Origin of the sequence: Allobosea sp. OAE752, from assembly GCF_050433265.1 — a bacterium.
GTDB lineage: Bacteria > Pseudomonadota > Alphaproteobacteria > Rhizobiales > Beijerinckiaceae > Allobosea > Allobosea spartocytisi.
Window position 1 is genome coordinate 125,343 of the sequence record NZ_JBNPXO010000006.1, and the last position, 13,733, is coordinate 139,075.

Here is a 13,733-nt window from a genome sequence, read left to right on the forward strand (position 1 = left end):
TTCCGCCCCATGCCTATTCTCGCCTCGTCCCATTCGACCGAGGGGCTTCGCGAGGCATCGTAGGCCGGGTGGGATTGCGGGTTTCGCGCTCCCGGACCGTTGCGGGTCCGCTGGATCGCCGCGCGTCGGACAGGACGCGATCACGGTGATCCTCTCTTTGGTCGCGCGGAGGTGCCGACTTCGTCCGGGCCGAACAGGCAGGCCCCGCCCTTTGCCGGGCTTCAAACACGAAGCGGACCCCCAGATACCCGTGCGCGGAGCCGAACGGCGCGAGGTCGTCGCTGTTCGACATCATCGACATCGACTCGACATCGGCACGCAGCCGTCGACTGCGAACGCCGCCAGGCTCCGCGCATCCCTCGGATGTTGAAGCCCGAAAACCCCGCAGGCGAGGCCTGGACGGGGTTTTCGGTGCGCGCAAGCTTGCTATTGCAACCTGACCGAGACGCTCTCGCTCGCCCCCGTCCCATCCACCACGGAAATTCGCATGAAGCCCTTGCCGGGCGGCTGCCAGGCGGCCTCGCGTCGACGCAGCGGCGCGGTGACAGGCGTGCCGTCGACCAGCCAGGTGAAGGGCGGTGCACCGCCCGCGGCCTTCAGATTGAGCTGGCCCTGGCCGTCGAGGCTGTCGGCCGAGAGGTCGATGCGCGCGCCGTCCGGCGGGAAGGCAAGCTTGAGGGCGGGCGTCGCGATGGCGGCCACCGTCTTCGGCACGTCCTGGCGCAGATGGCGCAGCGGTGGCGGCAGATGGTTCGTGCTGGCCACGATGGCGTCGGTGGGTTGCGGGAAGGGCCGCGGATCGATGCCGAGCCGGGCGAAGGCGTCGAACAGGATCGGCGCCGCCACCACGCGCCCGACGAGGCCGGGCACGGCGCCGTTATCGGCCCGGCCGACCCAGACGCCGATGGTGTGCTTGCGGTCGAAGCCGACGGCCCAGGCATCGCGATAGCCGTAGGAGGTGCCGGTCTTGTAGGCGATGCGGCCGGGCACGGCGTTGAGCGGCGGCGGGGCGCCGAGCAGGGTGTCGGCGACATACCAGGCCGCGACCGGCTCGACGAGATGCAGGGGCGGCGTTCCGCCGGAAGACGGCTCTTCCCTGAACCGCAGCGGCGCCATCTCGCCACCGCGCGCCAGCCCGACATAGGCGCGGGTCAGGTCCTGCAAGGTGATGCCGAGCCCGCCGAGGCCGACCGCAAGGCCGGGCGCGCCGCCCTCTTTCGGCAGAGCGACGGTGATGCCGGCATCGCGCAGTCGCGACAGGAAACGCTGCGGGCCGAGCGCCGAGAGCAGCTCCACCGTCGGGACATTCAGGGAGAGTTGCAGCGCCTTGCGGGCGCTGACCATGCCCTGGAAGGTCATGTCGAAATTCTCGGGCACATAGCTGCCATAGCGTGCCGGCCGGTCTTCCAGCATCGTCTCGGGATGGGCGATGCCGTTGTCGAAGGCGAGCGCATAGATGAAGGGCTTCAGCGCCGAACCGGGCGAGCGCAACGCGCGCGTCAGGTCGAGCGCGCCTGCCCGTTCGGCCGCGAAATAATCGACGCCGCCGACGGAGGCGCGGACCGCGCCGGTCTCGTTGTCGACGGCGAGGATCGCGATCGAAACCTGGGGCGCGAGGCCGAGGCTGCGCTCGCGGGCAAGGCCTTCCAGGCTTTTCTGCAGGCGGGCATCGAGGCTGAGACGGTGGACGCGCTGCGCCGGAGCCTCCGCCACGACCTGCTCGGCGACATGGGGGCTCAAGGTGGGGAAGGGGCGGCGCCCGGTCGGGATCTCCTCGTCGCGCGCGGCGGTGACCTCGCCCTTTGTGGCGATGCCGGCGCGTTCGACGCGGACGAGCACACGGGCGCGGGCTTTTCGGGCGGCTTCCGCGAAGCGGTCGGGCCGGCGCGTCTCGGGCGATTGCGGCAGGGCGACGAGCAGCGCCGCCTCGGCGGTGGAAAGCCGCTTCGGCTCCTTGCCGAAATAGGCGAAGCTCGCGGCGCGCACGCCTTCGAGATTGCCGCCGAAGGGGGCGAGGTTGAGATAGAGGTCGAGGATCTGCGGCTTGCTGAGGTGCCGTTCCAGCTCGACGGCGCGCACGGCCTGCCGGAGTTTTGCGGAGAGCGTGCGCTCGTCGCGCGGCTCGAGCAGGCGGGCGACCTGCATGGTGAGCGTCGAGCCGCCGGAGACGACGCGGCCATGCCGCAGCATCTGGCCGGCAGCGCGCGCCAGGCCGAGCGGATCGATGCCGGGATGGCTGTCGAAGCGCCTGTCCTCATAGGCCTTGAGCATGGCGAGGTAGCGCGGGTCGACATCGTCGCTGGTGAGGGGGAGCTTCCAGCGGCCGTCGGTGGTGAGGAAGGGCCGCAGCAGCCGGCCCTCGCGGTCGAGCACGACGGTCGAGCGGTCGGCGGCGGCGGACAGGTCGAGCGGCGGGAGGGAGCGGATATAGAGGGTGAGGGCGGTGGTGGCGGCAACGACCGCAAGGGCGCAGGCCGCCACCCCGATCTTAAGCTTGCCGAAGCGGCCAGGACGCGGCGTCATGCTCGGGCTTGACCCGAGCATCTCCTGATCGAGATTCTCGGGTCTGCGCTTCGCTTCGCCCGAGAATGACGGACTGGTCGGGTCATTCACGGCCATCACCGCGCCGAACTGATCTCCACCGCGCCGAAGCCCGTGCGGCCGAAGCGATCCGGCCGGTACATGTCCTCGATCACGGCGGCCGGCGCGACATAGCGGCCGGGCGAGACGGCCCGGGCGATATAGGCGACGGTGTAGGCGAGCTTGTCGCTCTTTCCGCCGGAGCGCTCGAAGGCCGCGACGAAGCGGTCGTCGCGCGCTTCGGTATGCACCGGCGAGACCTCCTGCTTCAGCCAGTCGAGCCCGGCGGTCGAGGCGCCCTCGGTCAGGTTGGCGTTCTCGATCTCCAGCCCGGCCGGCACCGGATCGACCAGCAGCAAGCGGCCGAAGCGCGGCGCGCCCTCGGTCACGTTGAGCGCCACGACATAGCGCTCGTTCTGGCGCAGGCGGGCGGGGTCGGCCCGCTCGCCCTTCATCGTGTAGATCACGCGCTCGAGGCCGAAACCCTGGTTCAGCGCCGGCTCCGGCGTGGTCGGGATGCCCGCGACGGTGATCACCGCCTGGGCATTGGCGCTGCCCGGATTGGCGATGGTCAGCGGCTTGGCGTCCAGCGCCTCGGCCGAGACGGTGCGGTAGAAGGCGCCCTTGCGGGCCGCGCCGTCGACGGTCAGCGTCATGCCCTCGGCCTCCTTGGACATGGCCTGCGCCGCCAGCACCATCCACATCTGCTCCTGCGTCGAGGTGTAGCTGTAGCGGGCGCTGTTGCGGGTGGCGTCGAGGAGGGAGACGGCGCGACCGATATCGGCACGCTCGCCATTGGACTCGGCGATCAGCGCGAGCACGCCGGCACCGTCGCGCAGGCGCGAGCCGTAATCAGGGCGCGAGAACCCGTCATCACTTGCCTGCTGGAGCAGGCCGAGCGCGCTGCCGAAGGCGGTGCGGCCCCGCGCCCGGTCGCCGAGCGCCGAGAGCGCCGCGCCGATCTGGGCGCGGGCGAGCGGGGTTGCGAAATCGCCGAGCTTGTTGTCGGCGAGATAGCGCAGATCGCCCATCACCGGCCGGCCGTTGCGGGCGAGCACATAGAGCGCATAGGCGATGCCGGCGGCCTCCTCCTTGTTGATGTCGCCGGTGTTGACGACCTGGTTGCGCAGGCGGTCCAGCGCCATGTTGAAGGCGGTCTGCGGCACGTCGAACTTGCGCTCGCGGGCCCGCGTCAGGAAGTCCGCGACGAAGGCGTCGAGCCACAAATCCTCGCCGCCGACGCCCCACAGGCCGAAGGAGCCGTTGCCGCCCTGCCGAGCGAGCACGCGCTCGATTGCCTTCTGCACGCGCTCATCGGCATTGTCGTCGAGCGCGAGGTTCTCCATCGAGGCGAGCTGGTTGACCGCCAGCAGCGGCAGCGCCCGCGAGACGGTCTGCTCGGTGCAGCCATAGGGGTAGCGGTCAAGCGCCTTGAGCAAGGCGGGCACGTCGAGCGAGCCGAAGGGCGAGACCGAGACCGAGACCTGCCCCGAGCCCGGCACGAGATCGGCCAGCAGGTCGGAGGAGACGGTGATCGCCCCGCCATTGCCGGGGATCGGCCGGACGATGCGGCGCGCCAGCGTTGCGGCCGAGGGCTGTACCTTGACCGCGAGGTTCTGCACCGTGCCGATGCCGTTCGGCCCGGAGACGCGCACGTCGAATTCGGCGCGGCCGAGGCCGGCTGCGGTGACGGGGATCGTCATCTGCGTCTTGGCGCCGGCCGCGAGCTGGACCGTGCGATGGGTCGCATCGGCGGCGACGAGGACCGGGCCCTTCACGTCGAGATCGACGGTGTAGGCGCCGGCGGGACCCTCGACATTGTCGATCTGGAGATGGAAGCGGGACTGGTCGCCGATGGCGAGGAAGCGCGGCAGCGTCGCCTGCGCCACGACCTGGTCGCGCACGATCACGTCGGCGCTGGCCTGGCCGGTGCGCCCGGCCGACCAGGCGACGCCCATGACGCGCACCGTGCCGTTGAAGGCCGGCAGGTCAAAATCGATCTTCGCCGTGCCGTCGGCCCCGACCTTGACCACGCCGGAATAGCGGGCGAGCGGCTCCTGCGTCGGCTTCTCGCCGTCCATCTTGGGCGCGGCGTCGCCGCCGGTGCGGATGGTGCCGCGCACGCCCTGCATGCCGTCGATCAGATAGCCGTAGAGATCGCGCAGATCATGGCCGAGCTGGCGCTGGCCGAAGAAATACTTGCTCGGATCGGGGCTCTCATAGCGGGTGAGGTTGAGGATGCCGACATCGACGGCAGCGACCGTGACGAAGGCGTCCTCGCCGGCTTTCAGCCCGGAGAGCTTGACCGGCAGCGAGAGCGTCGAGAGCGGGCGCACCAGCTTGGGCGCGCCGAGATCGACCGCCAGCGTGCGCTCGTCCTTGCCGATCTGGAACCATGCCAGACCGATCGCGCGGCCGGGCAGGCGCTTGGCGGCGGTATCCATCGGGCGATGGGCGAGCACGACGAGATAGGCGCTCGCGCCCCATTCCGACTTCACCGGGATATTGGCGGTGGTGCCGCCCTCGGTGATGTCGATGGTGCGGATGTCCGCGAGCTTGTCGCTGATGACGGCGAGCGTCGCCTTGCCGGCGAAGCGCGGCGAGAGCCGGACCTGCACGGTCTCGCCATTGGCGTAGGAGGCCTTGTCCAGGGCGACGTCGAGCACGTCCGGCGTATCGGCCGTCTTGTCGCTTTCATAGCCGACGCTGAAGGAGACGGCAGTCGCGGCCTCCTCGGCGCCGTCGGAGGTCACGTCGAGCCGGTAATTGCCCCATTCGACGGGCGCGGCGATCTTCGCCGGCTCGGTCGCGGAGACCGTGACCTGCCCGTCCGAGACGCGCCGCGTGGTGGTGACGCCCTCATAGTTCCAGCGGCCATCCTTGAAGAACCACTGGTAGTTGCGGCGGACCTTCGAGAGCACCCATTTCACGTTCGGCCGGCTGAGCCGCTTGCCGTCGCCGGTCGCCATGATGACGTCGAAGGTCGCGCTCTGGTTGTTGCCGAGCTCGCCGTCCTTGAAGGTCTGCCGGACGCCGATGGCCGCGCCCTTGGGCACGATCGGCACGGTGACGGAGCGGGCGATGGCGCGCCCGCCGGGCTCGCCGACGCGCACGGTCATCTCGACCTCGAGCGGGCGGTTGGTCTCGGCCTGCTGGACGGGGTTGGAGATCGTCGCCTTGCCGGCGGCGTCGGTGGTGGCGCTCTCCTCGAATTCGGTCTGGACGGGATCGAAGGATTCGTCGGTCAGGCCGACCTGATAATCCCCGAAGCCGGGGATGGCGCTGGCGCTCGCGGCGCGCAGCGTCATCGAGCCGGTGACGTCGAGGGCGGAGCCCGGCGCGCCATAGAGATAGCGGGCGGCGACGTTGACCTCGGCCGGCTCGCCGGCCTGGAGCACCGGAGCCTTCGGGGTGAGCGTCAGCTCCAGCCGCTCGGGGACGTAATCCTCGACGAGGAAGGAGGTCTCGCCGATCGCCTGTCCCTTCGGATCGGCATAGGCGAGGACGCGCCAGGTGCCGGTGGCGGCGCCGGAGATCAGCGGGATCGAATGGGCGCGGCCGCCCGCACCCTGGTCCTCGACCTGACGGCGGCGGTACTCGACGCCGTCGGGGCGCTTGACCACGATGGTGAGCGGCAGGCCGGTGACGGCGGCGCCCTTGGCGTCGCGCAGCAGCGAGGTGAGATAGACCGTCTCGCCCGAGCGGTAGACGCCGCGCTCGGTATAGAGGAAGGCGTCGAGCCCGGCCGGCGCGACGCGGCCCTTCACGCCGCGATCCGACAGATCGAAGGCGGTCTGCTTCAGGTCGAGGAAGCCGTAATCCTCACCCAGCCCGGCGGTGACGAGGCCGGGCGCATTGCCGCCTTCGCCCTTGGCGAGCCCTGCATCGAAGCGGGCATAGCCGTTGGAATCGGTCTTCGCCGTGCCGAGCACCTCGTTGTTGCGGGCGATCAGGCGCAGCTCGGCATTGGCGATCGGCTTGGCGTCGGCGAGCGAGCGGGCAAGCACATGCACGCCGTCCGGCCCGGAGAAGGAGGTCAGGCCGAGATCGGAGACGACGAACCACTGCGTCACGCGGGTGGTGCCGTCATCGTAGGAATCGCCGTCGTCGCCGGTCGCGGGCGCGGCCGGGCCGCCCGAGGGCTTGGCGAACATCACATAGACGCCGGGTTTCAGGCTGCCGACCGCCTCGACCACCGGGAAGGCGGTGACGACGTCCTTGTTGAGCTCGGACTTCACGTCCATCGTGCCGGTCCAGACGCTCTGGCCCTTGTCGGAGGCGATCTGGCGGGATTGCCACGAGCCGAGCTGGCTCAGGAAGTCGTCGGAATGGACCGAGTTGATCAGGTTGCGGTCGCCGATCCGCATCACCTCGAGGTCGAGCTTGCCGGAATTGACCGAAACGACCGGGATGCCCTGCTGGCCGGTGCGGGGCAGGACGTAGTTCTTGCCGGTGAAGCGGACGGAGGGCGTGCGGTCGCGGACATAGATCTCGTAATCGGCCGATTTCAGCAGCGTCTCGTCGGGGATGGCGGAGGGCACGCCCTGGCGGATGACGATGGCGTAGCGCTCGCCATGGCGCAGCCCGTCGACGCAGATCTGGCGTTCCTCGCCGCTCACGGCGAAATCGCCGGAGCCGCCGGAGATCGCGACATAGGGCGCGAAATCGACATTGCCGCGGGCGAGCGGTTCGGAGAATTCGAAGCAGGCGCGCGGGGAGGCGGCGTCGGAATCGACCTGGTTCGAGAGCAGGCGGAAGCCGCGTTTTTCGCGCAAATCCTCATAGCTCTTCTGCAGCGAGGCATTGGCGGCGAGGTCGAGGCTGAGGCGATAGGTCGTCAGCGCCGGGCGCCAGAGCTCGTATTTCTCGAAGGTCTGGGCGAGCACGCCGAGCGAGGAGGCCTCGTCGGTGCGGTTGCTGGCGCGGCTATAGGCGAGATAGGCGGCGGTGATGGCGCGCTCGCGCATCTCCCAGCGCTCGCGATAGTCGCGCGGCTCGATGCCGCTGGCGGCGCGGGCCATGAGGCGCCAGGCGGCGGCATTGCCGGAATCGGCGACCACGGCGGCATTGGCGAGCGGCAGGGCGCCGCGCGCATCGCCGCGCCCGAGCACGATGTCGCCGGCGCGGACGAGATCGGCCGCCGGGCGGTTGCCGGCCGCGACCTCGCGCTTCAGCCGCTCCTCCAGCCTCTGCCCGTCGGCCGCGAGATCGGTGCGGATATAGGCCTTCTGGGCGAGAGCCGGGGCGGCCGCGAAGCTCAGGCAGAGCGCGACCAGGAGGCGGGACAACAGGTTCATCGTCGATCCTCTTCGGCGGCCGAGGGCTTCAGCGTGGCTGGCGAAGGCTTCGGACCGATGACGGTGCTGAACGGGCCGGCAGGCTATCACCGCGCCGCGCCCGTGCAAGTCATGCGCGTGAAGGATGCGGCGGCGCTGCGCGCGGGCTAGGCGGTTCGATTGGGAAACACGCGTGTCATCCCGGGTCTCCCTGCGGTCGCCCGGGATGACACGCGCTGGGATGCCCTTCCCCGGTTGCAGCGCCAGGCGTTCTGACGCTCAATGCAGCCGCTCCGCCCCCCTGTCGAGGACGAGACCATGTTGCCTGACGATCGAAACCGAGCGCGAATCAAGCAAGCCGGTGCGGCCCTGCTCGGTCTGGCGCTGCTGGCGGCGGCGTCGGGCGCACAGGCGCAGGCTCCCGCCCCGGCCGCGCCCAATCCGCAGATGGCGGCGGCGCAGGCGAGCTTCGAGGCGCTGCCCGAGGCCGAGCGCAAGGCGATCCAGACCGATCTGATCTGGGCGGGCCAGTTCAACGGCGCGGTCAGCGGCTCCTTCGGTCCGCTGACCTTCCGCGCGATCAATGCGCTCAAGGGCGGGCGCGGGCCGGCGGACGGCGTCCTCGCCCCGGCCGACCGCGCGGCACTGGCCAAGGCGGCGCAGGCGGCACGCGATGCCGCCGGCTTCCGGCTGATCACCGACGACAAGACCGGGGTGCGCATCGGCATTCCCGGCAAGCTCCTGCCGAAGCGCGATGCGACGCCCGCCGGCGGCAGCCGCTGGCAGAGCGCCGACGACAAGGTCACGCTCGACACCACCGCCTCGCCGCCGGGCGACGATCTCGCGGCGCTGTTCGAGAAGGCCACCACTGTCAGCCCGAACAGCCCGCGCAAGATCACCTACAAGCTGCTCCGGCCGGATTTCTTCGTCGTCACCGGGGAGACGCCGACAGGGCGGTTCTATCGCCGGCTCGCGGCCGGGCCGCAGGGCCTGCGCGGCTTCTCGATCGGCTACGACAAGGCGCTGGCACCGACCGTCGACAAGCTCGTCATCGCGATCGCCGCGAGCTTCGAGCCCTTCCCGACCGGGCCGGCGCCTGCAAGCGGGACTGCTGTCGCCAGTGCTGCTGCGCCGGCATCGGCGCCGCCGCTGACGCAGCCGGCGGCGCGCAGCAATGAGCGCTATGGCGTCGCGGTGCTGCTCTCCGACAAGGTCGCGCTCGGCGCGGCGTCGGCGGTCGAGGGCTGCCGCAGCCTGCGGGCCGGTGCGCGCACCGCCAAGCCGCGCGCCAAGGATGCCAGCGGCCTCGTGCTGCTCGATCTCGACGGAACCGGCGCGGCCAGGCCGCCCGCATTGGCGGGGCAGGTGCCGGATGCGGGCGCGGCGCTGGTGTTGGTGGCCTTCAGCGACGATGCCGGCAAGCGCGCCGCGGTCGCGCTGCCGGGGCAGGCCCTGCGCGCCACCACCGGGGCGGCGGTGCTGGCGCCGCTGCAACCCGGACAGGCCGGAAGCCCGGCCTTCGACCGTCAGGGCCGGCTCGTCGGGCTGGTGACCGCCAACCCATCCGACAAGCAGCTCGTCGCCGGCATCGCGCCGCAGCGTTCCTATGCGCTGGCGGATTCCGCCGCGATCCAGGGGGTTCTCGGCAATGCCGGCCTGTCGCTGACGACCGATTCAGGCGCTGCCGCCAGCCTCAGCACCGGCGCGGTTGTCGATAAGGTCTCGGGCGCGGTCGTGCCGCTGGTGTGCGGGTTGTAGCGCTTTTCCGCCGGCCGGTTTCCCGAAGCCCCCAGCGCGGGGAGCACCCGTGCCCGCCGCGACGAAACCCGCCGGAAAAGGCTCTTTCTTCGCCGAAATGCGAAGTTGCCACCGCTTCCGCGATCGGCTCAGATGACCCGGTTATCTCAAGAGCGCCCCGCCAGCGGTGAGGAGCGCTCAGCCCCTAAAACGATTTAGCGGAGGAATGACAGATGACCACCCTCGACAGACGCAGTGTGCTCAAGGGAGCGGCGGCGGGGGCTGCCGGCCTGATCGCCGCGCCTGCCATCGCACAGGCCAAGTTCCCATCCCGTCCCGTCACCCTGGTATGCCCCTGGGGAGCCGGCGGCGGCACCGATGCCGTCGTCCGCATCATCGCCTCGCTGCTGGAAAAGAGCCTCGGCCAGCCCTTCAGCGTGGTGAACCGCACCGGCGGCTCCGGCGTGGTCGGCCATTCCGCCATCGCGACGGCGCCGCCGGACGGCTACACGCTCGGCATCATCACCTCCGAGATCGCGATGATGCATCACCAGGGGCTGACGCAACTGACCTATGCCAGCTACACGCCGCTGGCGCTGATGAACGACGACCCGCCGGGCGTGCAGGTGAAGTCGGATTCGCCCTACAAGGACGTGAAGCAGCTCGCGGATGCGATCAAGGCCGCGCCGGCCGGCAAGTTCAAGGCGTCCGGCACCGGGCAGGGCGGCATCTGGCATCTCGCCCTCGTCGGCTGGATGCAGGCGATGGGGCTGAAGCCCGACCATGTCGCCTGGGTTCCCTCGAACGGCGCCGCGCCCGCGATGCAGGACCTCGCTGCGGGCGGGCTCGACCTCGTGACCTGCTCGGTGCCCGAGGCCCGCGCGATGATCGATGCCGGCCGCGCCAAGGCACTCGCCATCATGGCGGCGGAGCGCAACCCGCAGTTCAAGGACGTGCCGACACTGAAGGAGGCGCTGAACATCGAGGTTCCGCTCGGCTCCTGGCGCGGCATCGGGGGGCCGAAGAACCTGCCGCCGGACGTCGCCAAGCTGCTCTCGGCCGAGCTGAAGAAGATCTACGACTCGCAGGAGTACAAGGACTTCATGAATTCGCGCGGCCTCTCGATGAAATATGCGGACGCGGAGAATTTCGGCTCGTTCATGGCCGAGAGCGACAAGGCGATGGGCGCCTTCATGAAGGTGGGCGGGCTCGCCAAGGGCTGACGCTCGGACCTCGCGCAGCCGGGCGCGGCCGCAAACGCCGCGACCGGCCTCTTCCCGTCACGAAAGCCGTTTTTGCCCATGCTCCTCTCAGACAAGGTCACCGGAGGTGTCGTCGCCGTTCTGGGCGGCCTCGCCTTCGCCTATGGCTCGCAACTGCCGCCGGTGCCCGGCCAGCAGATCGGCCCTTCCGCCTTCCCGATGGTGATCGGTGCCGGCCTCGTCCTCTGCGGCGGGCTGATCATGCTCGGGATCGGCCATCGCTTCGAGGAGGTCGCCGAGGCCGATCTCGCCAGTCATACGGCGCCGGAGCAACTCGCGCCGCTGCCGGCCTGGCGCAACTGGCTGGCCTTGCTGCCGCCGGCGCTGCTGGCCTTCTATGCGCTGGTCTCGGAGACGCTGGGCTTCCTGCCGACGTCGGCGATCATGGTCCTGGTGGCGAGCCTCGCCTTCGGAGCCAGGCCGAAGCTCGCCGTGCCCCTCGCGATCATCGCGCCCTTCGTCATCAACCTGATCTTCCTCAAGCTGCTGCGCGTGCCGCTGCCCGGCGGCATCCTGCCCTTCCCCTGGTGAGCGAGGCCTGACGATGGACACCGTCATCAAGGCCTTCGGGCTGGTCTTCCAATTCGACGTGATGATCGCGATCGTCGCCTCCGCCTTCTACGGGCTGACGGTCGGCGCGCTGCCCGGCCTGTCCGCGACGATGGCGACGGCGCTGCTGGTGCCGGTCACCTTCTATCTCTCGCCGATCGCCGCGATCGCGACGATCATCACGGCATCGGCGATGGCGATCTTCTCCGGCGACATTCCGGGCTGCCTCCTGCGCATCCCCGGCACGCCGGCCTCGGCCGCCTATACCGACGAGGCCTATGCGATGACGCGCAAGGGCCAGGCGGAGACGGCGCTCGGCATCTGCCTCTGGTTCTCGGCGCTGGGCGGCATCGCCGGCACGCTCTCGCTGATGCTGATCGCGCCGCTGCTGGCCGATGTCGCGCTCTCCTTCTCGACCTATGAGAATTTCTGGCTCGCCATGCTCGGCCTGATGTGTTCGACGCTGGTGGCGCGGTCCTCGCCGATCAAGGCGATCGCGGCGATGCTGCTCGGCCTGCTGATCACCTGCATCGGCATCGACAATCCCGGCGGCGTGCCGCGCTTCACCTTCGGCTCGACCGACCTGCTCGGCGGCATCGAGCCGATCCCGGCGCTGGTCGGCGTCTTCGCGCTGGCCGAGGTGATGCGCGCGCTGACCGAGCGCGAACCGCCCAAGATCGAAAACCGGCGCCTGGGCTCCATTCTCAAGGGGCAGTGGAAGCTCACCAAGGAATACCCCAAGCAGCAGACGCGCGGGAATATCGTCGGCATCATCATCGGCGTGCTGCCGGGCGCCGGCGCCGACATGGCGGCCTGGGTCAGCTATGCGATGGCCAAGCGCTTCTCGAAGACGCCCGAGAAGTTCGGCACCGGCCATCCCGAAGGGCTGATCGAGGCCGGCGCCTCCAACAACGCCTCGCTCGCCTCGGGCTGGGTGCCGGCGCTGCTCTTCGGCATTCCCGGCGATACCATCACCGCCATCGCCATCGGCGTGCTCTACATGAAGGGGCTGAACCCCGGGCCGACGCTGTTCACCCAGCAAGCCGAGAGCATGTATGCGCTCTACATCATCTTCATCCTCGGCAACATCATCATGATCCCGTTCGGCATCGTCATGATCCGGCTGGCGAGCAAGGTCGTCGGCGCGCCGCGCTCGGCGGTGATGCCGGTGATCATGATCTTCTGCGCGGTCGGCGCCTTCGCCACGGCCGGCAACAACCTGTTCGCGGTCTGGTGCGTCGCCCTCTTCGGCATCATCGGCTTCGTGATGGAGAAGAACGGCTATCCGGTCGCGGCGATGGTGCTCGGCATCGTCATGGGGACGATGGTGGAGCAGAGCTTCGTCACCTCGCTGATCAAGTCGGACGGTTCGATCCTGCCTTTCTTCGAGCGACCGGTCTCGTCCGTGCTGGCGGCGATGACGGTTGCGGCGCTGCTCTGGCCGGTCTTCTCCTGGACGCGCGACTGGCTGAGGGGGCGGAGAGCCGTGGCGGCCTGACGGGCCGTCGCTATTTCTTCAGGAACGCCGCGAACGCCGCCATGGCCTCGGCCGAGCGCAGGCGCTCGCCGAAATGATGCGCCTCCGTCGCGATGGTTTCGGCCACCGCAGCAGCAGAGCCGCGCTTCAGCAGCATCTTGGTCAGGGCGACCGATTGTGGCGGCAGTGCCGCCAGCGCTTTCGCCTTGGCGAGCCCATGCTCCAGCGCCGTGCCCTCCGGTACCACGGCATTGACGAGCCCGGCCCCGGCGGCGGTCGCGGCGTCGAAGGCCTCGCCCAGCATCAGCAGCTCCGCCGCCTTCTTCGAGCCCGCGACCAGCGGCAGGAGATAGCTGGAGCCGCCCTCGGGCGAGAGGCCGAGCGCGACGAAGGGCAGGCGGAAGCTCGCGCCGCTGCCTGCGAAGGCGAGATCGCAATGCAGCAGCATCGTCGTGCCGATGCCGACAGCAAAACCCTCGACGGCGGCGACGATGGGCTTCTTCGCCGTCGAGATCGCGTCGAGGAAGTCGATGGCGACGCGCGGGCCTTCGCCGGCCGCGGCGGCCATGGCGAAATCCTTGATGTCGTTGCCGCTGGTGAAGCAGCCGCCGGCGCCGGTCAGCAGGATGGCGCGGACCGCGTCATCCGCCTCGGCCGCGGCGATGGCCGCGATCAGCCCGGCATAGCTGGCGCGGTCGAGCGCGTTCTTCCGGTCGGGCCGGTTCATGGTGATCTGCACGACGCCCGCCGCGACGATCTCGCTCAACACGCTTTCGCTCATCTCGGTCCGCCTTCTGGGGAATGTCCTGCCGGGATGGCATGCGGTTTCCCGGCGGGTCAAGCGAGGCGGGC

At 69.9% G+C, this 13,733-nt stretch carries 7 protein-coding genes; 4 read left to right on the plus strand and 3 right to left on the minus strand.

Going from position 1 to position 13,733, the window contains the following annotated elements; genetic code table 11:
• Positions 1-426 precede the first annotated feature (426 nt).
• Complete coding sequence (pbpC, locus tag GGC47_RS17230; RefSeq protein ID WP_429068556.1) at positions 427-2,523, minus strand: penicillin-binding protein 1C; 2,097 nt, start codon at positions 2,521-2,523, stop codon at positions 427-429.
• Between the two features lie 95 nt (positions 2,524-2,618).
• A complete protein-coding gene (locus tag GGC47_RS17235) occupies positions 2,619-7,877 on the minus strand; it encodes an alpha-2-macroglobulin family protein (protein WP_142023072.1) in 5,259 nt (1,752 codons plus the stop codon).
• A gap of 297 nt (positions 7,878-8,174) precedes the next feature.
• Here GGC47_RS17235 and GGC47_RS17240 point away from each other — a divergent pair, with 297 nt between their 5' ends.
• From GGC47_RS17240 to GGC47_RS17255, 4 genes are all read left to right on the plus strand, one after another.
• A complete protein-coding gene (locus tag GGC47_RS17240; protein ID WP_142023073.1) occupies positions 8,175-9,614 on the plus strand; it encodes a trypsin-like peptidase domain-containing protein in 1,440 nt (479 codons plus the stop codon).
• A gap of 212 nt (positions 9,615-9,826) precedes the next feature.
• Positions 9,827-10,816, plus strand: coding sequence for a tripartite tricarboxylate transporter substrate binding protein (locus tag GGC47_RS17245; RefSeq protein ID WP_429068557.1), 990 nt, complete (start codon positions 9,827-9,829; stop codon positions 10,814-10,816).
• A gap of 78 nt (positions 10,817-10,894) precedes the next feature.
• Complete coding sequence (locus GGC47_RS17250) at positions 10,895-11,386, plus strand: tripartite tricarboxylate transporter TctB family protein (protein WP_038363114.1); 492 nt, start codon at positions 10,895-10,897, stop codon at positions 11,384-11,386.
• 13 nt (positions 11,387-11,399) lie between these two features.
• Entirely contained in the window at positions 11,400-12,902 is a 1,503-nt protein-coding gene (locus GGC47_RS17255) for a tripartite tricarboxylate transporter permease (RefSeq protein ID WP_038363116.1), read from the plus strand.
• A gap of 10 nt (positions 12,903-12,912) precedes the next feature.
• Here the strand turns inward: GGC47_RS17255 and GGC47_RS17260 are convergent, their stop codons facing one another.
• Positions 12,913-13,662 (minus strand): enoyl-CoA hydratase-related protein, encoded by a 750-nt coding sequence (locus GGC47_RS17260; protein ID WP_112764389.1) that lies wholly within the window; start codon positions 13,660-13,662, stop codon positions 12,913-12,915.
• Between the last annotated feature and the right edge of the window lie 71 nt (positions 13,663-13,733).